The 22,025-nt window shown below is 71.0% G+C and carries 18 protein-coding genes; 11 read left to right on the top strand and 7 right to left on the bottom strand.

What is annotated here, in order from left to right; genetic code table 11:
• Nucleotides 1–213: 213 nt before the first annotated feature.
• Nucleotides 214–2,676: a leucine--tRNA ligase gene (gene leuS / locus ABD944_RS32350; protein ID WP_345183217.1), complete on the top strand. Its 2,463-nt coding sequence runs from the start codon at nucleotides 214–216 to the stop codon at nucleotides 2,674–2,676.
• Nucleotides 2,677–3,621: 945 nt separating this feature from the next.
• Here leuS and lexA read toward each other — a convergent pair.
• Nucleotides 3,622–4,308 (bottom strand): transcriptional repressor LexA, encoded by a 687-nt coding sequence (gene lexA, locus ABD944_RS32345; RefSeq protein WP_345183135.1) that lies wholly within the window; start codon nucleotides 4,306–4,308, stop codon nucleotides 3,622–3,624.
• A 176-nt stretch (nucleotides 4,309–4,484) separates the two neighbouring features.
• Here lexA and ABD944_RS32340 point away from each other — a divergent pair, with 176 nt between their 5' ends.
• From ABD944_RS32340 to ABD944_RS32330, 3 genes are all read left to right on the top strand, one after another.
• Nucleotides 4,485–4,820 (top strand): LysM peptidoglycan-binding domain-containing protein, encoded by a 336-nt coding sequence (locus ABD944_RS32340; RefSeq protein WP_345183131.1) that lies wholly within the window; start codon nucleotides 4,485–4,487, stop codon nucleotides 4,818–4,820.
• A 618-nt stretch (nucleotides 4,821–5,438) separates the two neighbouring features.
• On the top strand, nucleotides 5,439–5,912 hold the full coding sequence (gene nrdR, locus ABD944_RS32335; RefSeq protein WP_141583086.1) for a transcriptional regulator NrdR: 474 nt from the start codon (nucleotides 5,439–5,441) through the stop codon (nucleotides 5,910–5,912).
• Between the two features lie 118 nt (nucleotides 5,913–6,030).
• Nucleotides 6,031–8,847: a vitamin B12-dependent ribonucleotide reductase gene (locus tag ABD944_RS32330; protein ID WP_345183129.1), complete on the top strand. Its 2,817-nt coding sequence runs from the start codon at nucleotides 6,031–6,033 to the stop codon at nucleotides 8,845–8,847.
• Nucleotides 8,848–9,024: 177 nt separating this feature from the next.
• On the opposite strand, the gene ABD944_RS32325 is transcribed toward ABD944_RS32330, so the two are convergent.
• Nucleotides 9,025–10,497 (bottom strand): MFS transporter, encoded by a 1,473-nt coding sequence (locus ABD944_RS32325; protein WP_345183126.1) that lies wholly within the window; start codon nucleotides 10,495–10,497, stop codon nucleotides 9,025–9,027.
• Between the two features lie 102 nt (nucleotides 10,498–10,599).
• Here ABD944_RS32325 and ABD944_RS32320 point away from each other — a divergent pair, with 102 nt between their 5' ends.
• The 3 genes from ABD944_RS32320 (at nucleotide 10,600) to ABD944_RS32310 (ending at nucleotide 13,264) form a co-directional block, all read left to right on the top strand.
• Nucleotides 10,600–11,187: a TetR/AcrR family transcriptional regulator gene (locus tag ABD944_RS32320; RefSeq protein ID WP_345183124.1), complete on the top strand. Its 588-nt coding sequence runs from the start codon at nucleotides 10,600–10,602 to the stop codon at nucleotides 11,185–11,187.
• A 113-nt stretch (nucleotides 11,188–11,300) separates the two neighbouring features.
• Entirely contained in the window at nucleotides 11,301–12,242 is a 942-nt protein-coding gene (gene sigJ / locus ABD944_RS32315; protein ID WP_345183122.1) for an RNA polymerase sigma factor SigJ, read from the top strand.
• Nucleotides 12,243–12,328: 86 nt separating this feature from the next.
• Nucleotides 12,329–13,264: an NAD-dependent epimerase/dehydratase family protein gene (locus tag ABD944_RS32310; RefSeq protein ID WP_345183119.1), complete on the top strand. Its 936-nt coding sequence runs from the start codon at nucleotides 12,329–12,331 to the stop codon at nucleotides 13,262–13,264.
• 92 nt (nucleotides 13,265–13,356) lie between these two features.
• On the opposite strand, the gene ABD944_RS32305 is transcribed toward ABD944_RS32310, so the two are convergent.
• Nucleotides 13,357–14,052, bottom strand: coding sequence for a DoxX family protein (locus ABD944_RS32305; protein ID WP_345183117.1), 696 nt, complete (start codon nucleotides 14,050–14,052; stop codon nucleotides 13,357–13,359).
• Nucleotides 14,053–14,150: 98 nt separating this feature from the next.
• Nucleotides 14,151–15,047, bottom strand: a complete 897-nt coding sequence (locus tag ABD944_RS32300) for a serine hydrolase (protein WP_345183115.1) — start codon at nucleotides 15,045–15,047, stop codon at nucleotides 14,151–14,153.
• A gap of 126 nt (nucleotides 15,048–15,173) precedes the next feature.
• On the opposite strand from ABD944_RS32300, the gene ABD944_RS32295 reads away from it, so the two are divergent.
• The 3 genes from ABD944_RS32295 (at nucleotide 15,174) to ABD944_RS32285 (ending at nucleotide 18,645) form a co-directional block, all read left to right on the top strand.
• The gene (locus ABD944_RS32295; RefSeq protein WP_345183113.1) at nucleotides 15,174–16,076 is read left to right on the top strand and encodes a LysR family transcriptional regulator; all 903 of its coding nucleotides are present in this window, start codon (nucleotides 15,174–15,176) and stop codon (nucleotides 16,074–16,076) included.
• Nucleotides 16,077–16,297: 221 nt separating this feature from the next.
• Entirely contained in the window at nucleotides 16,298–17,419 is a 1,122-nt protein-coding gene (locus ABD944_RS32290) for an alpha/beta hydrolase (protein WP_345183111.1), read from the top strand.
• A gap of 83 nt (nucleotides 17,420–17,502) precedes the next feature.
• Entirely contained in the window at nucleotides 17,503–18,645 is a 1,143-nt protein-coding gene (locus tag ABD944_RS32285; RefSeq protein WP_345183109.1) for a hypothetical protein, read from the top strand.
• Between the two features lie 17 nt (nucleotides 18,646–18,662).
• Here ABD944_RS32285 and ABD944_RS32280 read toward each other — a convergent pair whose 3' ends face one another.
• The 3 genes from ABD944_RS32280 to ABD944_RS32270 all read right to left on the bottom strand — a co-directional run bounded on the left by ABD944_RS32280 (nucleotide 18,663) and on the right by ABD944_RS32270 (nucleotide 20,831).
• Nucleotides 18,663–19,628, bottom strand: coding sequence for a pirin family protein (locus tag ABD944_RS32280; protein WP_345183107.1), 966 nt, complete (start codon nucleotides 19,626–19,628; stop codon nucleotides 18,663–18,665).
• 145 nt (nucleotides 19,629–19,773) lie between these two features.
• Nucleotides 19,774–20,361, bottom strand: coding sequence for a carboxymuconolactone decarboxylase family protein (locus tag ABD944_RS32275; protein WP_345183105.1), 588 nt, complete (start codon nucleotides 20,359–20,361; stop codon nucleotides 19,774–19,776).
• Between the two features lie 134 nt (nucleotides 20,362–20,495).
• Nucleotides 20,496–20,831 carry a winged helix-turn-helix transcriptional regulator gene (locus tag ABD944_RS32270; protein WP_345183103.1) on the bottom strand — a complete coding sequence of 112 codons (336 nt, stop codon included), beginning with the start codon at nucleotides 20,829–20,831 and terminating at the stop codon, nucleotides 20,496–20,498.
• Nucleotides 20,832–20,946: 115 nt separating this feature from the next.
• Here ABD944_RS32270 and lplAB point away from each other — a divergent pair, with 115 nt between their 5' ends.
• Nucleotides 20,947–21,996 carry a lipoate-protein ligase LplAB gene (lplAB, locus tag ABD944_RS32265; RefSeq protein WP_345183101.1) on the top strand — a complete coding sequence of 350 codons (1,050 nt, stop codon included), beginning with the start codon at nucleotides 20,947–20,949 and terminating at the stop codon, nucleotides 21,994–21,996.
• Nucleotides 21,997–22,025: the final 29 nt, after the last annotated feature.

Here is a 22,025-nt window from a genome sequence, read left to right as displayed (position 1 = left end):
GTTGCGGTTGCGCTACTCTTGAGGTATGCCAGCCAGGCTGCTCCTCGAAGGACCGCGTTGACGCACTGACGTCAGCGTGGTGGCCCCTCCTGCGCGAGGGGCCGTTTCATGTCGGCGGACGGCCACGACCCAGCAGCAGGAACCGGAGTCAGAAGCGTGAGCAGCGACGTTCCCCACCGCGCAACGCCGGGGGGTGCAGGGGGGGCGTCCCCCCTGAACGACGGGTACGACCCACGGGCGGTCCAGGACAAGTGGCAGGCCCGCTGGGAGGAGCTCGACCCGTTCAAGGCGGACGAGGAGGGCCCCGCCGAGGAGCGCCGCTACGCCCTGGACATGTTCCCCTACCCCAGCGGCGACCTGCACATGGGCCACGCGGAGGCGTTCGCCATCGGCGACGTCGTCGCGCGCTACTGGTTCCAGCGCGGCTTCAACGTCCTGCACCCGATCGGCTGGGACTCCTTCGGCCTGCCCGCCGAGAACGCCGCCATCAAGCGCGACTCGCACCCCGCCGAGTGGACCTACGCCAACATCGAGACGCAGGCGGCCTCCTTCCGCCGCTACGCCCCGTCCTTCGACTGGACGCGGCGCCTGCACACCTCCGACCCCGAGTACTACAAGTGGACGCAGTGGCTGTTCCTGCGCTTCTACGAGCGGGGCCTGGCCTACCGCAAGGGCGGCCACGTCAACTGGTGCCCGAAGGACCAGACCGTCCTGGCCAACGAGCAGGTCGTCGGCGGGCACTGCGAGCGCTGCGGCGCGCTGGTCGAGAAGCGCGTGCTGACCCAGTGGTACTTCAAGATCACCGAGTACGCGGACCGGCTGCTGGACGACATGGCGCAGCTGGAGGGCAAGTGGCCCGAACGCGTCCTGCTGATGCAGCGCAACTGGATCGGCCGCTCCACCGGCGCCGACGTCGACTTCGTGATCGAGGGGCGCGACGAGCCCGTCACCGTCTACACCACCCGCCCCGACACCCTGTACGGCGCCACCTTCATGGTCGTGGCCGCCGACGCCGCGCTGGCCGAGGAGATCTGCCACCCCGACCACCGCGCCGCGTTCGAGGCCTACCGCGACGAGGTCTCCCGCGAGAGCGAGATCGAGCGGCTGTCCACCGAGCGCGAGAAGACCGGCGTGTTCCTGGGCCGCTACGCGGTCAACCCGGTCAACGGCGAGCGGCTGCCCGTCTGGGCCTCCGACTACGTCCTGGCCGAGTACGGGCACGGCGCGATCATGGCCGTCCCGGCCCACGACCAGCGCGACCTGGACTTCGCGCTGAAGTTCGGCCTGCCCGTCCGCGTCGTCGTCGAGACCGGCCTGGCCGACCCCGCCGAGACCGGCGTCGCCACCCCCGGCGACGGCGCGATCGTCAACTCCGGCCCCATCGACGGGCTGACCAAGGCCGACGGCATCGCCCGCATCACCGCGATCCTGGAGGAGCGCGGCACCGGCCGCGCGTCGGTGAACTTCCGGCTGCGCGACTGGCTGGTCTCCCGCCAGCGGTTCTGGGGCTGCCCGATCCCGATCGTGCACTGCGAGGCGTGCGGCGAGGTCCCCGTCCCCGACGACCAGCTGCCCGTGACCCTGCCCGAGGGCCTGCGCGGCGCCGACCTGGCCCCCAAGGGCACCTCGCCCCTGGCCGCCGCGTCCGACTGGGTGAACACCGAGTGCCCCAAGTGCGGCGGCGCCGCCACCCGCGACACCGACACCATGGACACGTTCGTCGACTCGTCCTGGTACTACTTCCGCTACTGCTCGCCCGGCTACGAGGGCGGCCCGTTCGACGTCGAGCAGGTCCGCAAGTGGATGCCGGTCGACCAGTACACGGGCGGCGTCGAGCACGCCATCCTGCACCTGCTGTACAGCCGGTTCTTCACCAAGGTCCTGCACGACATGGGCATGGTCGACTTCACCGAGCCCTTCACCCGGCTGCTGAACCAGGGCCAGGTGATCAACCAGGGCAAGGCGATGTCGAAGTCGCTGGGCAACGGCGTCGACCTGGGCGAGCAGATCGGCGAGTTCGGGGTGGACGTCGTCCGGCTGGCGATCCTGTTCTCCGGTCCGCCCGAGGACGACATCGACTGGGCCGACGTGTCCCCGCACGGCATGTCGAAGTTCCTGTCCCGCGTGCACCGCATCGCCACCGAGGTCTCCTCCGAGCCCGGCGTCGACGTGACCTCCGGCGACACGACCCTGCGCCGCGCCACGGCCCGCACGGTCGACGAGGTCACCACGCTGGTCGAGACGCAGCGGTTCAACGTCGCCATCGCGCGGATCATGGAGCTGGTCACCGCGACCCGCAGGGCCGTCGACTCCGGCCCCGGCGCCGCCGACCCGGCCGTCCGCGAGGCCGCCGAGACGATCGCGGTCCTTCTGTCGCTGTTCGCCCCCTACACCGCCGACGAGACGTGGGAGCTGCTGGGCCGCACCGCGCCGGTGGTCCGCGCGGGCTGGCCGTCCGCCGACCCCGCCCTGCTGGTGGAGGAGTCGGTCACCTGCGTCGTCCAGGTCGCCGGTAAGGTCCGCGACCGCCTGGACGTCCCGCCCGGCATCGCCGAGGAGGAACTGGAGCGCCGCGCCCTGGCCTCGCCCAAGGTCCAGGACGCCCTGGCCGGCGCCGACATCGCCAAGATCATCGTCCGCGCCCCCAAGATCGTCAACATCGTCCCCAAACGCTGACCCCGACGCGACACGAGCACGCCGCCCGGACACTGCACCCTGCCCCAAGCAGTGCCCGGCCGGCGCGCCGCCACGTCCAACCAAGCCACCGCTCGTGCCCCCTGCGGCTCATGCGCCAGAGACAGGCCCCAATGCCCCTTGGCACGAGCTAGCAGGCCCCCGAGGCGCCACCCGAACCAGGCGCGCCACCCAGCCAGCCCGCCTCCAGAAAAGGCGCGCCATGCGGGTCGTGCAGCCACCGATTGAGGTCGCTGTGCGCCTGGCCGGGCACCTCGCCTGAGGTGGTGTGCCCGCTGGGGTAATGCGCTCCCTCGGACCGGGCCTTTGCCGGTCTTGGCTGCTCAGGGTGGGTGCCATACGGGTTGTGCGTCAGAGTTGGGGCGTTCTGCGGGTGGTGCGCCGCTTGAGGGTGATGCGCTGCTTTGGTCGGGTGCGCTGCCTGAGGTGGCGCGCAATGCGAGGCGCACTTCACCGGGCCACGTCCTGTGCCAGGGCACGCGCCGCTCGGAGGCGTGCGCCATGGGAGACGGTGCGTCAAGCCAGGTAGTGCGCTGCTTGAGATGCCGAGTAGTGCGCCGACTGAGGGCCATGTGCCGCTTGGCTGGGTGCCTTGCCTGAGGTGGTGTGTCGGCTGGTAATGCGCCGCCTCGGCCCCTGCCCTTTGCCGGGTCATGTGCCACCTGGGGTGGTGCGCCATGCGGGTTGTGCGTCACAGCTGGGCGCTATGCGGTGGGTGCGCTGCTTGGGGGTGATGCGTGGATTGGGTTGGGTGCGCTGCCGGAGGTGGTGGGCCCGGCGGGGTGATGCGACGCCTCGGGGTGTGCCTTGTGCCTGGGGTGGTGCCAGGGGGGCCGTCTTGGCGTTGGTGACTGCGGCTGGGGGCGGGGGAGCTGGGCGTGCGTGGGCGGCCGCCGGAGGTGGTCCGGCGGCCGCTGAGGGCCGGCGTCACATCTTGCGGAGGACCGCCACGACCCGGCCGAGCACCGAGGCCTCGTCGCCGGGGATCGGCTCGTAGGCGGGGTTCTGGGGCATCAGCCAGATGTGGCCGTCGTCGCGGCGCTTGAACGTCTTGACCGTGGCCTCGCCGTCGATCATGGCGGCCACGATGTCGCCCTGCTCGGCCACCGGCTGCTGCCGCACGACCACCCAGTCACCGTCCGCGATCGCGGCGTCGATCATCGAGTCGCCGGTGACCTTCAGCAGGAAGTGGGTGCCCTCGCCGACGAGCTGCTTCGGCAGCGTGAAGACGTCCTCGACGGCCTCCTCGGCGAGGATCGGGCCACCGGCGGCGATGCGGCCGACGAGCGGCACGTAGGCGGGCGCGGGCTGCCCCGAGGCCGGCTCGTAGGTCTCCTCGTGCGTGCGCACCGGCGTCGTGCCCGGCACCCGCACCTCGACCGCGCGCGGCCGGTTGGGGTCGCGCCGCAGGAAACCCTTGCGCTGCAGCGCCCGGAGCTGGTGCGACACGCTGGAGGTGCTGGTCAGCCCCACGGCCTCGCCGATCTCGCGCATCGACGGCGGGTACCCGCGGCGCTGGACCGAGTCACGGATCACCTCCAGCACCATGCGCTGTCGCTGGGTCAGGCCCGTCTCGTCCATCGGCCCGTCGGGCAGGTCCCGGACCTTGCTCATCGCTCGTCGCCTCCCGGGCGCCTCGGATCCGTCACTCCTTGTCATGAACGCTATCGCGTCCAGGCCCGATGATCAAACAATTGTTCGAAGATGCGCTCGCTTTTTCGGGAGGGCCCCTGGTAGAACATCGTACAGGCGTTCGATCGAAAATGCATTCGAAGTCGAGGAGGGGAGAGATGCCGGGTTCACCCCGCAGTGACCATCCCCCGATCCGCCTGACCCGCCGGGGCCGCGCCGTCCTGGTCGCCTTCGCCGCCACCGTCACGCTCATCCTGCTCTGGCTCAACGTGGGCTCGGGCGCCTCCGCCGGTTCCCGGGAAAGCCACGGCGGCCCGTCGCGTCCCTCTGAAACGGTCGTCGTCGAGCCCGGCGAGACCCTTTGGGACATCGCCTCCGCCGCCGATCCTGGCAGCGATCCTCGCCTCGTGGTGCAGCGCATAATCGACCTCAACGGCTTGGCGGGCGACGCGACCGTCCACCCGGGCCAGGAGCTCCGGCTGCCCTCAAGTTGACCGGCGCGCCCGACACGCTCGGTCACCACGGCTGCGGCCACCCGTCACACCCGTCGAACGTTCCTTCCTCTCGCTCGACGGCTGCAGGAGCGGTCCGGGCTCCTGTTGATCATGCGCGCCGTCGCCGCGTCGTCCGCCGTTCTGGATGTCACGCGGGTCCCGTCGCGATCGATAGGGGGCGCCGGGTGCGGCATGGCGGCCTGGGTGGGCCTTGTTCTTGGGTGGGGGTGGCGGGTCGCGCCCGTAGTGGATAGAGGCGGTGGGGCGTGCGTGTGAGTGGTTGAGGCGACGACTGTCGGCGCGGCCGAGCGCGGTGGGCCTTGCTGGAGGCGGCGGGTGGGGGAGAGGGGCCTCTTGCTGGGACTTTGCCGTGATGGGGGTTACCGGGAGGGGCCTGCTGGAGGCGGTGGGTGACGACACGCCCGGACGGAAAATCCGGGTCTCGGAGATGACCTGCGCGGACGCGGCGGATGTGACGGAGGGGACGCGGGAGCAGGTTGCGAAGCAGTCCGGCGAGCCCTACGGTTGACCACAACATCTAGTAGTCACATCGATGTAGTTCCCTATATATGGCGCTACCATCGGTGTAACTCGTTTACGACAGGGGAGGGATTGGACGTGCACTGCCCGTTCTGTCGCAACCCTGACACCAAAGTCATCGACAGCCGTTCGACCGATGACGGCGGCGCCATTAGGCGCCGCCGGTCGTGCTCGGAATGCGGCAAGCGATTCACGACGCAGGAGAATGTGCTCGTGATGGTGGCCAAGCGCAGCGGGGTCACCGAGCCGTTCTCCCGGGAAAAGATCATCGCCGGGGTGCGCAGGGCCTGCCAGGGCCGCCCGGTCGACGAGGATGCGCTCGCGAAGTTGGGACAGCGGGTCGAAGAGGCGATCAGGTCGTCCGGATCCGCGGAAATCCCCTCGCACGAGATCGGCCTCGCGATCCTGGGGCCGCTCGGCGAACTCGACGAGGTCGCCTATCTGCGATTCGCCTCGGTCTACCGGAGCTTCGAGTCGCTGGACGACTTCGCCAAGGAGATCGAAGCACTGCGGAAGGCCGGTTCCTCGGGGGAGCCCGGCCCGTCCCGTTAGGGACGGTTCCGGAAACACATCAGCACAAGTAAAGGCGTCTCCGCGCGGGCATCGTTCGCGCGGCGGCGTGGTTGTTCCTGGACAGGGCCCGGCGGGAGGGTCCGAGAGGGGGAAGGTCATGACGGAGACGGTGAGCGGCTCGACGGCGCGGCGCGGCAAGGGGGGCCGCAAAGGGCTGAAGATCGAGCGCATCTTCACCACGCCCGGCGTGCACCCGTACGACGAGATGCGCTGGGAGCGTCGTGACGTCGTCATGACCAACTGGCGCGACGGCTCGGTGAACTTCGAGCAGCGCGGCGTCGAGTTCCCCGACTTCTGGTCGCTGAACGCCGTCAACATCGTCACGTCGAAGTACTTCCGCGGGGCGGTCGGCACGCCGCAGCGGGAGTGGAGCCTGAAGCAGCTCGTCGACCGCGTCGTCCGGATGTACGTGGACACGGGCCTCAAGGAGGGCTACTTCGCCTCCGACGAGGACGCCGAGATCTTCGACCACGAGCTGAAGTACGCGCTGGTCCACCAGATGTTCAGCTTCAACTCCCCCGTGTGGTTCAACGTCGGCACCAAGTCCCCGCAGCAGGTCTCGGCGTGCTTCATCCTGTCCGTGGACGACACGATGGAGTCGATCCTGGACTGGTACAAGGAAGAGGGCGTGATCTTCAAGGGCGGCTCGGGCGCCGGCCTGAACCTGTCCCGCATCCGCTCCAGCCGGGAGCTGCTGTCCTCGGGCGGGACGGCCAGCGGCCCGGTGTCGTTCATGCGCGGCGCCGACGCGTCCGCCGGGACGATCAAGTCGGGCGGTGCGACCCGCCGCGCCGCCAAGATGGTCGTGCTGGACGTCGACCACCCCGACATCGGGGAGTTCATCGAGACCAAGGCGCGCGAGGAGGACAAGATCCGCGCGCTGCGGGACGCCGGGTTCGACATGGACCTCGGCGGCAAGGACATCGGCAGCGTCCAGTACCAGAACGCCAACAACTCCGTCCGGGTGTCGGACGAGTTCATGCACGCCGTGGAGTCGGACGGCGAGTTCGCGCTGCGCGCCCGGATGACCGGCGAGGTCGTCGAGACGATCAAGGCCAAGGAGCTGTTCCGGCTGATGGCCAAGGCGGCGTGGGAGTGCGCCGACCCGGGCATCCAGTACGACGACACGATCAACGACTGGCACACCAACCCCGAGACCGGGCGGATCACCGCGTCCAACCCCTGCTCGGAGTACATGAGCCTGGACAACTCGTCCTGCAACCTCGCGAGCATCAACCTGCTCAAGTTCCTCACCCCCGAGGACGCCTTCGACGTCGCCAGGTTCGTCAAGCTCACCGAGCTGATCATCACGGCGATGGACATCTCCATCACGTTCGCCGACTTCCCGACGGAGAAGATCGCGCAGACGACCCGCGACTACCGGCAGCTCGGCATCGGCTACGCCAACCTGGGCGCGCTGCTGATGGCGACCGGGCACGCCTACGACTCCGAGGGCGGACGTTCCCTCGCGGCGGCGATCACGTCGCTGATGACGGGCGTCGCCTACCGGCGCTCGGCCGAGATCGCGGGCGTCGTCGGGCCGTACGCGGGCTACGCGCGCAACGCCGAGGGCCACAAGCGCGTCATGCGCAAGCACGCCGCCGCCAACGACGACGTCCGCACGCTGGACGCGATGGGCAAGGCGATCCACGCCGCCGCGGCCAAGCAGTGGACCGACTGCCTGAAGGCCGGCGAGAAGAACGGCTACCGCAACGCGCAGGCCAGCCTGCTCGCCCCCACCGGGACGATCGGCCTGATGATGGACTGCGACACCACCGGCATCGAGCCGGACCTCGCGCTGATGAAGTTCAAGAAGCTCGTCGGCGGCGGGTCCATGCAGATCGTCAACCACACGGTGCCGCGCGCCCTGAAGCAGCTCGGCTACCAGCAGGAGCAGATCGAGGCGATCGTCGAGTACATCTCCGAGCACGGCCACGTCGTGGACGCGCCCGGGCTGCGCCCCGAGCACTACGAGGTGTTCGACTGCGCGATGGGCGAGCGGGCGATCAGCCCGATGGGGCACGTCCGGATGATGGCGGCCGTCCAGCCGTTCCTGTCCGGCGCGATCTCCAAGACCGTCAACATGCCGGAGCAGGCCACCATCGAGGACATCGAGAAGGTGTACTTCGAGGGCTGGCGGCTCGGCCTGAAGGCCCTGGCGATCTACCGCGACAACTGCAAGGTCGGCCAGCCGCTGTCCGTCGCGGGCAAGAAGGAGGAGCCGAAGGCGGCGGCGCCCGCCGAGACGGCGCCGCGTCCCGTCCGCCGGCGCCTGCCGAAGCAGCGTCCCGCGACCGTGACCCGCTTCTCCGTGGCGGGCGCCGAGGGCTACATGACCGCCTCGTCCTACCCGGACGACGGCGTCGGCGAGGTCTTCCTCAAGCTCGGCAAGCAGGGTTCCACGCTCGCCGGCGTGATGGACGCCTTCTCCATGGCGATCTCCATCAGCCTCCAGTACGGCGTCCCGCTGGAGACGTGGGTGGAGAAGTTCACCAACATGCGGTTCGAGCCGGCGGGCATGACCGACGACCCGGACATCCGCATGGCGACCTCGGTGATGGACTACATCTTCCGCCGCCTGGCGCTGGACCACCTCCCGTACGAGGAGCGCGCCGGCCTCGGCATCTTCACCGCCGAGGAGCGCGCGATGCAGGCCAACGGCGAGGACCCCGCCGCCCTGCACGTCGAGGAGGAGGTCGACCGCGAGTCCCTGGCGCAGTCCGCCGAGATCGCCCGGCCGGCGGCACCCGCCCCGGCCGCGGGCGGCGAGGCGCGCTCGTCCATGGAGGTCATCGAGAGCCGCCAGGGCCGCACGGCCGACGCGCCGCTCTGCCTCACCTGCGGCACCAAGATGCGCCCGGCGGGCAGCTGCTACGTCTGCGAGGGCTGCGGCTCCACCAGCGGCTGCAGCTGATCTCGGCTGTGTAGTGCCTGGTCAGAGCGGGGTATCGGCGATGAGCCGGTACCCCGCTCTCCCTTTCGCGTGAGCGTTTGTTGCGTTCGGTGCGACTCGGCATTCGACCTGCTGCCTGTCGTGACCGGCCTTTGCCGGGGCCAGAGGCGATGCTTCGACGGGGTTATGCGACCGCCATCAGATGGGCTCCTCGCCAGGCAGGGGTTCGCGCGTGGGGGCTTGGCGGGTCTTCATGGTCAGGGCCAGCAGGATGGTGCAGGCGGTGAAAACCGCTCCGACGGTGAAGGCCGTGGTCGCCCCCTTGGTGAAGACGTGGTGGCCTGTTCCGTGTGCCGTGCGGGTTGCGGCACCGAACGCGGTGACGAGGATGGCCAGCCCCAGTGCGCCGCCGATCTGCTGCATGACGTTGAGAAGGCCGGAGGCGGCGCCGGCGTCCTCCGCGCGTACGCCGGAGGTCAGCACGGTGGTGATCCCGACCAGCAGGGTGCCCATGCCGAGGCCGGCGATGAGTGTCGGGCCGAGCAGCGATCCCGCGTAGCCGGCCGACGGTGTGAGCCGGGCCAGCCAGAGAAGGCCGACGGTGATGGCCGCGGCACCGGAGGCGGTGAGCGTCTTCGCGCCGAGGCGGGGCAGCAGCCGAGCGGAAGCGTTGGAGGAGATGAGGATCAAGATGGTCAGCGGCACGAACGCGAGGCCGGCCTTCAGCGGGTCGTAGCCGCGGATCTGCTGCAGGAACTGGGTGAGGAAGAAGAACATGCCGTTGCCCGCGGCCATGACGAACAGCAGGCCGAGGTAGCCGGTGGCCCGGTTGCGGTCGGCGAACAGCCGCAGCGGAGTGATCGGCTGCCGGGCACGGGCCTCGACGGCCACGAACAGCGCGAGCAGGATGACGGCCGTGCCGAGCGCGCCGAGGGCGAGCGGGTCGCCGAAGTCCTGTTCGGCGGCGCGGATGAAGCCGAAGACGAGTGCGGTCACGCCCAGGGTCGAGGTCAGCGAGCCGGTGAGATCGAAGTGTCCTGGACGGCGGTCGGTCTTGGGAATGAACAGCGGGGCCGAGATGAGCAGGACGGCGCCGACCGGCACGTTGATGAACAGGACCCAGCGCCAGGAGATCCAGTCGGTGAGCATTCCGCCGGCGATCAGACCGAGCGCGGCGCCGGAGCCGGAAACGGCCGCGTAGGCGCCGAGCGCCCGCCCTCGCGCGGCCTGGTCGGGGAAGCCGATAGTGATCAGGGCGAGCACGGTCGGTGCGGCGACGGCGGCGCCGATCCCCTGCCCGGCGCGGGCGGCGAGCAGCATCCCGGCCGACGTCGACAGCCCCCCGGCCAGTGAGGCGACGGTGAACACGGCGACTCCGCCGATGAGCGCCCGCCGCTGGCCGAAGACGTCGCCGACGCGTCCGCCGAGCAGGAGCAGCCCGCCGAACGCCAGCATGTAGGCGTTCAGCACCCACGACAGATCGGCGGGGGAGAACCCCACGTCTCGCTGGATGTGGGGCAGGGCGATGTTCACCACGCTGGTGTCGAGGATGAACATCGTCTGGCAGATCAGCACGATCGCCAGCACGAGGCCCGGTCGGCGCCGCGGTCCGGGCGGATCGGGCACACGGGCGGCCCCCGTCGTCGGCGCGGGCAGGATCTCTTCGGTCATGGTGCTCCTCGCTGCGGCGATGAGAGTTAAACGAGGAGGCTCCTCGCTTCAAGTCCGGTACGATATGAGGAGGTTCCTCGTTTAGCAACCGGCGGAGGGTTCATGGCGAATGGGCGGGCGCCGCGCAAGGACGCGCAGCGCAACTACGACCGGCTGCTGACGGCGGCGCGGGCGGCGTTCACCGAGCAGGGCGTCGGCGCGTCTTTGAACGACATCGCGCGCAGAGCCGGCGTCGGGAACGTGACCCTCTACCGGCACTTCCCGAACCGCCAGGCGCTTCTGGAGGCACTACTGGGGGAGAGCCTGCGCGGGCTGCGCGTGCGCTCGGACGCACTGCTCACCGCCGCTATGCCTGGCGACGCACTGGTCGAGTGGTTCGAGGCCGCGGTGGAGCATGCGATGACCTATCGCGGCCTGGTCGACGCCCTCGTTGACAGCCTCGCCGATCCGGAATCGGACCTGCACGCCAGTTGCCAGGCCATGAAAGCGGGTGGGGCGCAACTGTTGGCGCGCGCTCAGGAGGCCGGAGCCGTCCGGCCGGACGTCAACGCCTCCGCGCTGTTCTCGCTCGTCGCGGCGGTCGCCTGGGCCGTGGAACGAGGACCTGAAGACCGTGAGCAGATCCTGGCCGTCTTCTTCGACGGACTTCGCTCCGGTGAGGGCCCCGTACGTGGTGACGGCGGCGCTTGAGACAGAGATTCGGGCGGGAATACCGCACCCTTCGAACAAGCGCACTGCTCTAGTGCACGAGCACACGAGACGGGCCGCGACCAGGTGGAACTGCGGGAGACTAGGATCGGATCATGCCTTTGACGGGGACGGACGTCGACCGGTTCGAGCTGGCGAGGCCCCGCCTGGAGGCCATCGCCTACCGTCTGCTCGGTTCCGCGGACGAGGCGCAGGACGTCGTGCAGGAGACGTTCCTGCGCTGGCAGGCCGCCGACGTCGCCCACATCGAGGTCCCCGAGGCCTGGCTGACGAAGGTGCTCACCAACCTCTGCCTGAACCAGCTCACCTCCGCGCGGGCGCGCCGCGAGACCTACGTGGGCCGATGGCTCCCCGAGCCGCTGCTCGCGGGGGACGTGATGCTCGGGCCCGCCGACACGGCCGAGCAGCGCGAATCGGTGTCGTACGCGGTCCTCACCCTCATGGAGCGCCTGACCCCCAACGAGCGGGCCGTCTACGTGCTGCGGGAGGCCTTCGACTACCCGCACCGGGAGATCGCCGAGATCCTCGACATCACCGAGGCCGCCAGCCAGCAGATCTTTCACCGCGCGAAGAAGCATGTCGCGCACGGGAAGGCCCGCGGCGCGATCGACGAGGCGGCCGCCCATCGGATCGTCGAGGAGTTCCTCGCGGCCGCCACCAGCGGCCGGACGGATGAGCTCGTGCGCCTGCTCACCAAGGACGCCGTCTCCGTCGGCGACGGCGGAGGGAAGGTCCCGGCGCGCACCAAGGCGTTCGAGGGAGCCGTCGCGGTCGCGACGTTCGTGCGGGCGCTCTTCAAGCCCGCGGAGGCCAAACGCGCCATCGTCGGCGGCTCGTCCGAGATCTACGCCTGGGTCGCCAATGGCGAGCCCGCCGTTGTGGCCGTCGTGGACGGCCGGGTCGTCGCCGTCATGTGCCTGGAGGTGACGGCCGAGGGCATCACCGCCTGCCGTACTCAGGCGAACCCCGACAAGCTCGAACGCGCGACCGCGCAATGGGCGGCGGCCGAGCATGGGGAGCCCCTGCTCACGGTGTGACGTAGGACACGTTCGACTTCTGTCAGCAATCGGCGGGCCATCCGGTTCAAGTGGCGAACCCGGACCGGAGAGCAAGGGAGCCGACGATGAGAGTACTGGTGGCAGGAGCGACCGGAGCGATGGGCAAGGAGCTCGTGCCTCGTCTGGTCGAAGCGGGGCACGAGGTGTTCGCCATGGTCCGCGGCGAAGCCGGCAAGGCCGGGGCGGCGCGGCTGGGCGCGGTACCGGTCATCGCCGACGCGCTCGACCGCTCCCAGGTCGAGGCGGCCGTGCGCGAGGCGGCCCCGGAGGTGATCGTCAACCAGTTGACCGCCATCGGGCACATCGACACCCGCCATTTCGAACGCAGCTTCGCCGCGACCGACCGGCTGCGGATCGAGGGCAACGACAATCTGCTCGCCGCCGCCCGCGCCACCGGGGTACGGCGCTTCGTCGCCCAGAGCAACGGCGCGTTCACCTACGATCGGACCGGCGGGCGGGTCAAGAGCGAGCACGACCCCTTGGACCGCTCACCGGTCGCGCAGATGGCCTCGATGATCGCCGCGGTCGGGCACCTGGAGAAGGCCGTGCTGAGCGCCGACTGGACCGAGGGCATCGTGCTGCGCTACGGCGCGTTCTACGGACCCGGCACCTCCATGGCGCCGGGTTCGGAGCAGCTGGAGATGATCCGCAAGCGCAAGTTCCCGGTCGTCGGCGACGGCGGCGGCGTGTGGTCGTTCGTCCACATCGCCGACGCCGCCGAGGCCACGGTCGCGGCGGTGGAGAACGGCGGCCGCGGTGTCTACAACATCGTGGACGACGACCCCGCCCCGGTCGCCGAATGGCTGCCGGAACTGGCGGCGATGCTGGGCGCCAAGAAGCCGCTGCGCGTGCCGCGGTTCATCGGACGGCTGGCAGCCGGAGAGGCCGGAGTCGTGCTCATGACCGAACTGCGTGGCGCGTCCAACGCCAAGGCCAAGCGCGAACTGGGCTGGAACCCGGCGCACCCCAGCTGGCGTCAGGGCCTCCAGGTCAAGGCGTGAGTTGGTGATCGCCGCCCCGCCCTCCACGAGCGAGCGGAGCAGCCGGTGCTCACGGAGCGAGGGACCGGCCTCGGTCGGTCCCTTCGCCTGGCTCAGGTCGGTGTGCCGGTGTCGTCGGCGGGGCGCTTGGTCGGCTGGGTGGACGAGGCGCGGCGGCGCTGGGACGGCTTCCGGCGTCCGGCCACCAGCACGTCGTCGGGGTCGTCGGCGGGCTTGTCCGGCTTCTCGGACGGGTCCGGGGCGGGAGCCGCGGGCGCCTTGGGGGAGCGGCGCGGCTTCTTCGCGGGCTTCGTCTCGGCCTGCCGCAGCGACTCCACGAAGCTCGCCGCGTCCTCCTCGTCCTCGTCGCCCTGATGGGGGCGGTGGAAGCGCTTCGCGACGATCCACTGGTCGAGGGTCAGGCGGCCGCCGCCGCCCGCCGCGAACAGCAGGCCGGCCATGCCCAGCGCGAGGACCAGCTCGTAGCCGTTCTGGACGGACTTGCCGTCCACCAGGAACAGGCCCTGGTCCGCGTGGACGAAGACGAACGCGCCGGCCATGTCGACGAAGAGGAGGGCACCGGCGATCGGCAGGCCGAGCCCGACGATCAGCGCGGCCCCGCCGAGGAGCTCGACGAACGCGGAGTAGACGGCCGCGGCGGTCGGCAGCGGCACGCCGAGGGCGTCGAAGGAGCGGCCCGTCGCGGTGACCCCCGCCTCGATCTTCTGCCAGCCGTGTGCCATGAAGACGATGCCCACGCCCAGCCGCGCCAGGACGGCGGCGACGTCGTACAGCGGACGAGTGCGCATGCCAGCGGCTCCTTCGGCGCGGGGGGACGGGCCCTGGTTGACGGAGAGTATGACGGCCCCGGGGCGGATATCGCGAACATCGCAGGTGAACGGACCGCTCAGGTTTCGATGGAGGCGCGGACGAGGGCCGCGGCGACGGTTCCGCAAACGTGCTCCAGGGTCTCGACGCCGTCCCGCAGGGTGGAGTCGCGTTCGGAGAGAGCGGCGAGCAGGAAGGTGCGGCCCGCGATGGCGACGATTCCGATGCTGTTGACCGTCCAGGCGCCGCCGTGCCTTTCGCGGGGCAGCCAGCCGTTCTTCACCTCGGCGCCGGTCCCCGCCGCGCTGACTCCCCATGCCTGCTCTGGCGCCACGTCCCCCATCAGGCGGCGGACGTAGCGGCGGCTCGCGGAACTCAGCGGGCTGTCCGCGGAGGTGAGGGCGGTCAGCAGCCGGATCTGGTCGGCGGCGCTCGTCGTCGTCGACCCCCAGGCGCCGCCGGGACCGGGCTCGGTGTCGCGCAGGCCGAGCCTCCTGTTGGCGGAGGCCAGACCGCGCGCGCCGCCGACGGAACGCCACAACGCGCTGGCGGCGTCGTTGTCGCTGACCTTGATGGCCCGCTCGGCGAGGGCCTTCTCGCTGGACGTGAGCGCACGCCGCTCGTGCTGAGCCCGGAGAAGCAGCGCCATGACGATGTCGACCTTGACGATGCTGGCCGTCGCCGTGCGCAGGCCGTCGCCGTAGGAGTACGAGAGGCCGGTGGACGCCTCGCGCACCGAGATCGACAGATCGCCGGTCCTGCCGTCCAGGTACCGGCGGAGCGCGCGGGTGAGTTCGTCGCGCTGCGATCGGGTGAGGGTGGGCGTCGTCGGATGCCGCCTCTGGGCCGGGGCCGTCGGGGTCGTCGGGGCCATCGTAGGGACGGCGGGGGGCTCGTAGACGAACGCCGTCGAACCGGCCACGAGGGTCGCGGTCGCGGCGAGCACCGCGGCGGCGAGGAGCACGGCCCGTCTCATCGACGCCGTCCTGCGTCGGGATCCATGATCGGGAGTGTCGGGAGCGGGCTGTTACCCCTGCGTTAACACTTGAGACGGCGTAATAGGTGCGGCACATGAGTTACGTCGTGGTGAGAACATGTACGCATGATGGGTTCTCGTCAGCTGGAGTACTTCAGGGCGGTGGCGCGTGAGCTGCACTTCACGCGTGCGGCGGAGACGTTGCAGATCGCGCAGCCCGCCCTGTCCCAGCAGATCCGCAAGCTGGAGCGGCAGCTCGGCATCACCCTGTTCGAGCGCAACAACCACAGGGTCGAGCTGACACCGGCCGGGTCGGCGCTCCTGGAGCACGCCGAGCGGATCCTGTCCGACATCGCGGCGGTCGAGGACGAGATGCGCGGCTGGGCGGAGGGGACGCGGGGCCGGATCCGCCTCGGCGGGGCCCGCGGCCTGACGGCCCGGCTCGCGCGCCTGCTGGCGGAGTTCTCCGGGGAGTTCCCGGCGGTCGACGTGGAACTTCGGGAGATGAACACCGAGGAGATGGTCGCGGGCCTCGGCGGAGGACGCCTCGACGCGGCGACCGTCGTCCGGATGCCGCCGCAGGAGGAAGGGCGGCGGCTGGAGTCCCTCCCCCTCGGCGAGGAGCCGCTCGTCCTCATCACTTCGGAGTCGGCGCCGCTCGCGGGCCGGTACAGAGTGCCCGTCGCCGCGCTGGACGGTGTCGACCTGGTCTGCTACTCGCCGGGCTCGGTGATCCGCGAGATCGTCCTGTCCGCCCTGGCGGCCGCCGGCGCGACGGCGCGCATCCGGTTCGAGACGCGGGAGTACAGCACGGCCAGGGCGATGGCGAGCGTGGGACTCGCCGCGGCCGTCGTCCCCCGCTCGGTCGCCGAGGAGCCGGGCCAGCCGGTGAGCGTCGTGCGGCTTGAGCCCGAACCGACCTGGGCGCCGTCCCTCGCCTGGCCCGCCGGACGCCGTCCGAGTCCCGCGCTGGCCGCGTTCATCGACTTCGCGGCGCGCCGTCCGGACCTCGCCTCGATCGGACCGTGACCGCAGACCGTCGGGGAACCGGAGCGGCATGGCGAGACGTCCGCGACGCGGGCGGCCGATCCGAGGGTAATAAGGCTGAGATCTGACGGTCAGCTTTGCTAGGTCTTGGACATCTTGCCGCTATCGGCACGAGCATGGAGGCGTCCCACAGAACGCGGACTTCTACAGAGGAGCAGGACATGAACCGTGGCGAGCGCGGACGGCGCGAATATGAAGGGTTGATGGGGCGCAGGCCCGAAGAGGCGCTCGGTGAGGTGCTCCAGACGTCCCCGCAGATGTTCGAGGCCGTGGTGGAGGGGGCGTTCGGCGGGGCGCTGGCCCGGCCCGAACTGGGCCGCCGGGCGCGCGAGCTGGCCTCCGTCGCCATCATCGCGGCCCTGGGCGGCGCCGACCGCCGCCTCGCCATCCATGTGCGGGGAGCGTTGCGGCAGGGCGTCGAACCGTCCGAACTGCTGGCCCTGTGCGAGCACGTCTCGGTTTACGCGGGCTTCCCTCGCGCGCTCGACGCGCTCGCCGTCGTCAACGGCGTTCTGGAAGAGCAGGGCATGGACAAGCCGCCGCGCATGCATCGCATCGCGCTCGCCGACCATGAGACCGTCGTCGCGCAGAAGGGCGACCGCGGACCGGCCGTGATCCTCTCGCACTCCCTGGGCGTGGACTGGCGCATGTGGGAGCCCGTCATGGAGCGGCTGGCGGACGGCCGGCGGGTCTTCGCCTACGACTTCCGCGGACACGGCGGCGCATCCGGGGCGCCCCGCCCGTTCACCATGGACGACCTCGCCGCGGACCTGCTCGGCGTCCTCGACGCCTTCGACGTGGACCGGGCGCACGTCGTCGGCCTGTCGATGGGCGGCGGCATCGCGCAGACCGCCGCCGTCCGCGCACCCGAACGCGTCGCGTCGCTGGCCCTGCTCGCCACCACCGACCACGCCTTCGACGCCTTCGAGGACCGAGCCCGGTCCGGTGAGGCCGACGGCATGGAAGCGCAGATCGTCCCCACCCTGACGCGCTGGTTCACGCCCGCCGCGCTCGCCACCGACCCCTGGGGCGTCCGGTACGCGCGGGAGCGCATCCAGCGCTTCGACCCCGCCGACTGGGCCGCGGCCTGGCGGGCCTTCAAGGGCCTGGACGTCCAGGGCCGGCTGGCAGGGAAGGACTTCCCGACCCTGGTGCTCGCGGGAGAACTGGACGCCTCGACGACCCCGGAGATCATGTCGGGCATCGCCGGGCGCATCCCGGGCTCGACCTACCGGGAGCTTCCCGGCACGCCGCACATGCAGACCCTCGAACGTCCCGACCTGGTCGCCGAAGCCCTCGACGAGTTCCTTCCCGCCGATCGCTAGGGCCGCCGCCCTCCCTCCCCCGGGTGAGGCGAACGCCCCGCGCGGGGGAGGGGCGCCCGCCCGGCGGACGGCAGGCTTCGATCATGACGGGAATGTCCGGAGTGATCGGGACGAGATGGGCGGCGGCGCGACGGCTCGGCGGGTACGGCGCCGCCGCGTCGCTGTCGCTTTATCTGGCGGTCAAGGTCGTGTGGGTAGCGGCCGCGGCGTTCGGCCACGTTCCAGCGCATTTCGGCGGCGCGGACTGGATCGTGCTCAACGTGGTGACGGTCGGTATGTCCGCTACCGGGATAGCGCTGGGGCTCGTCCTGGCGCGGGGCATGCGGTGGCGGATCCCGGCCGCGCCTCTGGTCTTCCTCACCTGGGTGGGCGGCGGCTTCCTGATCCCCCTCATGCCCTACAGCCTAGTCAGTGCCCTCCTGGGCGGCGGTGGGGAGGAAACCGGCGGTGACGCGGCGCCCTCGTGGGAGATGACTTTTATCGGCATCGGATTCACCGGCATGGCCATCGGCCTCGCCATCGCGCTCCCCATCTACATGCGGGAACGATGGCCGGCCGCCTTCCTGGGACGCCTCTCCGACCGCAACCGGACCGCCGTCGGACGCGCGCGCACGGCCGCCGTGCTCACCGCCGTGCCGGCCGCCTTCTGGACGCTGTGGTCGGCGGGTGCGGAACTCGGCCTCGACCCCGCGCACCGCGACCTCGTCGACGTGAACACCCGCCTCCTCCTGGGCGACTCGGCCCTGTGGGCGCTCCTCGGCGTCTGGAGCGTCCTGGCCGTCAGCTCCGCACGCCCGAACACGCCCGCCTGGCTGCCGACGGCCATCGGATTCACCGCGTCCGGCTCCCTTTTCGCCTGGGGCGGCTGGAAACTCGCGGTCGCGGTCTTTCGCCCGGGCGGTTACACGTCCGCCGAGTATCCGATCGCGGCCATCGCCCTCAACGGCCTCGCCGCCGCAGGAGGCCTGCTGATGCTGAGCACCCTCCTGGCCTCCCTCCGCGCCTCCGAAGCGCCGCCCGCCAACGCGCCGCCCGCCAACGCGCAGACCGGCAACGCGCAGACCGGCAACGCGCCGCCCGCCAACGCGCGGACCGGCAACGTGCAGACCGGCAACGTGCAGACCGGCAACGTGCAGACCGGCAACGTGCAGACCGGCAACGTGCAGTCCGGCAACGTGCAGTCCGGCAACGTGCAGACCGGCAACGCGCAGGCCGGCGAGGGCTGAGAGCGGCGCGCGGTCGTTCAGCGAGTCCGGCCCCTCGGCTTCAGAGGCGTCGCGGGCATGGCGGGGGCCGGGATCGGGGAGCCGTCGTAGCCGCGCACGCTGCCGAAGCGGTCGCCTCCCATCCAGTCGTCGCGGGCGCGGGCTATCTCCTCACCCGTCCGGGCGACGAAGTTCCACCACATGACGAGCTTCTCCTCGAACGGTTCGCCGCCGAGCAGCACGAGCCCGCTCGCCACGTCGGCCCTCAGGGGCAGCTCGCGGCGGCCGGATCCCAGGTACAGCATCGACCCGGGGTCCACGCGCATGCCGTCGACCTCCGTGACGCCGGACATCGTGAGCACGGCGTACTCGAAGTCCGGTTCCACGGGCAGGCGCACGTCCGCGCCGTCCGCCAGGGCGATGTCCGCCCCGACGATGGGCGTGAAGACGGTGCCGGGCGACGCGGCCCCGTCCAGCTCCCCGAGGATCACGGTGGCGCCGAACCCCGGACCGTCGACGACGGGCAGGTCGGCGTGATGCTCGAAGGCCGGGTCGGTGTCCCTGTCCGAATCGGGCAGCGCCACCCACAGCTGGGCCCCGTGCAGGACGGGGCCGTGCCCGCGCGGCGACTCCTCCGAGTGCGAGATCGCCCGACCGGACGTCATCAGCCCGAGCTCCTTCGGCCGGACGGTCTGCAGACTGCCCAGGCTGTCGCGGTGGAGCACCTCGCCGCCGTGCAGCCAGCTCACCGTCTGCAGGCCGATGTGCGGATGCGGCGGCACCTGCATCCCCGGCTCGTCGGCGATGTCGTCCGGTCCGTAGTGGTCGACGAAGCACCAGGCGCCGACCATCCGGCGGCCCAGGCTGGGCAGCAGCCGCCGCACGACCGTGCTCTCGCCGAGCGGCACCCGCCGGGGCGGCAGCAGCTCATGGACCGGCCCTCCCGGGACGTCCTCCCGCCCTCCGCACTCGACCGGCTTCGGCTTGACGTCAAGATTGCTCACCAGACCACCCTCCCCGCAACGCCGCCATTCAACAACGCCCCCGCCCCGCCCATCGAACCGACCTGCCAGGAAGCGCGTCACCGCACCGGTGCGCGAGTTGTTCCGAGGTTCTCGGGAGCGGGTGTCGTGGCGAGGTGGTGGTTCCTTATGTGAGGGAGGGCGGGGGCGTCTTCGGCGGGGGGTGCGGGGCGGGGAAGGGCGGGGCCCAGGGTTCGTTGTCGATCTCCAGTGTGTTGATCAGTTGGCCGATGGTGCGGTACCAGCCGGCGAGCACCAGGATCTCGAGCAGTTGAGGCTCCTCGTAGTGCTCGGCGAGGGCGGTCCAGGTCCGGTCGGATATGCGGGCCGAGTCGTGGAGTTCGTCGGCCGCGCCCATCAGGAGGCGCTCCTTCGGCGACCAGGGGGCGCCGTCGCCGGACACGGTCGCCCGGAGGTGCTCCCGGCCGAGCCCGGCGGCCTCGCCGAACGCCGCGGCGTGGACGCCCCACTCGTACTCGCAGCCGGTGCGGGCGCAGGTCCGGTCGATGATGATCTCCCGGTCGCGGGCGGGCAGGCGGCCGTGGGCGAGCAGGCCGGCGCCGAGCACGCGCATGCGGGACGCCAGTTCGGGGTTCCGGTACAGGACGCGGAACAGCACCAGAGGGTCGTGGGCGACGTCCGGCGGCATCCATCTGGCCAGGGCGGCGGCGACTTCGGGGGTGTACGGGGGATCGAGCGGCGCGATGCGGGGCACGGCGACCTCCGGAGTGCTTCGATTTTAGAAGCAGTCTGATGCTTCGGAAAAAGAAACGCAAGGGAGCGTGCGGAGGACGTCGAGGCGGCCGCCGGGGCCCCGGGCCGGCAGCGGCCGCAGGACGGATCGCGGTGTCAGCCGGGCCCTTCGTCGAGCGCGGCGGCCCATCGGTCGGACCATCGCGACAGCGGGCGGAGAGCCTCCCGGGCGTCGCGGCCCAGCTCGGTCAGGGCGTAGAGGTTCTCGGGCGTCTGGCGGACGAGGCCCGCGTCGATCAGTTCGAGGAGCCGCTGCCGCAGGACGCTGGAGGACATGGCGTCGCAGCGCTGCTGGAGGGAGCGGAAGCCGAGGGGCTGGTCCTGGAGTTCCCAGACGATGCGCAGGGTCCAGCGGCGGCCGAACAGGTCGAGGGCCGCCATCAGCGGGCGGCCCCCGGACGAGCCGCGCACCGGCCTTCCCGGTTTCGGCATGCCCCCTCCTGTGGTCGGGTTCCCGGAACACTAGCCGCAGTGGCCGCCCGCCGCCGCGCCGTCGTCGCGCACGCGGCGGAATCCGGTGCGGGTCCGCGGGGTTCAGGTCTACGTGATGCACGGTGAGTACAAGGTCCCCGGCGGCAAGCTGGTCGTCGCCGACGTCGACGTCGTGGACGGGGTGCTGCGCGGCCCGAGGATCAGCGGCGACTTCTTCCTGGAACCGGACGACGCCCTCGAAACGATCAATGCGGCCCTGGACGGGCTGCCGGCCGGGCTCGACGCCCGGGCGCTCGGGGCCCGCGTCCAGGCGGCCCTTCCGCGGGACACCGTGATGCTCGGCATCACCGCCGAGGCCGTGGGGATCGCGGTGCGGCGGGCCGTCGCGCGCGCGTCCGACTGGCGCGAGCACGACTGGCGGCTCGTCCATGAGCCGCCGCAGGACCCGGCGCTGCACATGGCCCTCGACCAGGTTCTCGCCGAGGAGGTCGGCGCGGGACGGCGCCCGCCGACGCTGCGGGTGTGGGAGTGGGCGTCGCCGGCGGTGGTCATCGGCAGCTTCCAGTCGCTGCGCAACGAGGTCGACGCCGCGGAGGCCGAGCGGCACGGCGTGGAGGTGGTCCGCCGGATCAGCGGCGGCGGCGCGATGTTCATCGAGCCGGGCAACACCATCACCTACTCGCTCTACGCCCCGGAGAGCCTGGTGGCGGGGATGTCCTTCGCCGAGAGCTACGCCTTCCTCGACGACTGGGTGCTGGGCGCGCTGGGCGAGCTCGGGATCAGGGCCTGGTACCAGCCGCTGAACGACATCACCTCCGACCACGGCAAGATCGCCGGGGCCGCGCAGAAGCGGCTGGCCGCCGGCGCCGTGCTGCACCACGTGACCATGGCCTACGACATCGACGCCGACAAGATGCTGAAGGTCCTCCGCATCGGCCGGGAGAAGATCTCCGACAAGGGCATCGCCAGCGCGGTCAAGCGCGTGGACCCGCTCCGCCGCCAGACCGGCCTGCCCCGCGAAGAGATCATCGATCGCATGATCGCCCATTTCCGCGGCCGGTACGGCCTCACCGACGACCGCGTGACCGACGACGAGCGGCGCCTCGCCGACAAGTACGTGACCGGCAAGTTCGCCACCCCCGACTGGACCGCCCGAGTCCCCTGACACTCCGACGCCTCTCACGACATCGTTCC

The sequence above is a fragment of the Actinomadura verrucosospora genome (genome assembly GCF_039540335.1).
In the GTDB taxonomy this organism is placed as follows: domain Bacteria; phylum Actinomycetota; class Actinomycetes; order Streptosporangiales; family Streptosporangiaceae; genus Spirillospora; species Spirillospora verrucosospora.
The sequence above is the reverse complement of the archived record's forward strand: the minus strand, read 5'-3'. Positions and strand labels throughout refer to the sequence as shown.

Bases quoted from the DNA above. Each gene is read 5' to 3' on its own strand.
- lexA (WP_345183135.1), bottom strand. From the start codon at position 4,308: ATGAGCAAGGTCCGGGACCTGCCCGACGGGCCGATGGACGAGACGGGC.
- ABD944_RS32340 (WP_345183131.1), top strand. From the start codon at position 4,485: ATGCCGGGTTCACCCCGCAGTGACCATCCCCCGATCCGCCTGACCCGC.
- ABD944_RS32330 (WP_345183129.1), top strand. From the start codon at position 6,031: ATGACGGAGACGGTGAGCGGCTCGACGGCGCGGCGCGGCAAGGGGGGC.
- ABD944_RS32325 (WP_345183126.1), bottom strand. From the start codon at position 10,497: ATGACCGAAGAGATCCTGCCCGCGCCGACGACGGGGGCCGCCCGTGTG.
- ABD944_RS32320 (WP_345183124.1), top strand. From the start codon at position 10,600: ATGGCGAATGGGCGGGCGCCGCGCAAGGACGCGCAGCGCAACTACGAC.
- sigJ (WP_345183122.1), top strand. From the start codon at position 11,301: ATGCCTTTGACGGGGACGGACGTCGACCGGTTCGAGCTGGCGAGGCCC.
- ABD944_RS32310 (WP_345183119.1), top strand. From the start codon at position 12,329: ATGAGAGTACTGGTGGCAGGAGCGACCGGAGCGATGGGCAAGGAGCTC.
- ABD944_RS32305 (WP_345183117.1), bottom strand. From the start codon at position 14,052: ATGCGCACTCGTCCGCTGTACGACGTCGCCGCCGTCCTGGCGCGGCTG.
- ABD944_RS32300 (WP_345183115.1), bottom strand. From the start codon at position 15,047: ATGAGACGGGCCGTGCTCCTCGCCGCCGCGGTGCTCGCCGCGACCGCG.
- ABD944_RS32295 (WP_345183113.1), top strand. From the start codon at position 15,174: ATGATGGGTTCTCGTCAGCTGGAGTACTTCAGGGCGGTGGCGCGTGAG.
- ABD944_RS32290 (WP_345183111.1), top strand. From the start codon at position 16,298: ATGGGGCGCAGGCCCGAAGAGGCGCTCGGTGAGGTGCTCCAGACGTCC.
- ABD944_RS32285 (WP_345183109.1), top strand. From the start codon at position 17,503: ATGACGGGAATGTCCGGAGTGATCGGGACGAGATGGGCGGCGGCGCGA.
- ABD944_RS32270 (WP_345183103.1), bottom strand. From the start codon at position 20,831: ATGCCGAAACCGGGAAGGCCGGTGCGCGGCTCGTCCGGGGGCCGCCCG.
- lplAB (WP_345183101.1), top strand. From the start codon at position 20,947: ATGCACGGTGAGTACAAGGTCCCCGGCGGCAAGCTGGTCGTCGCCGAC.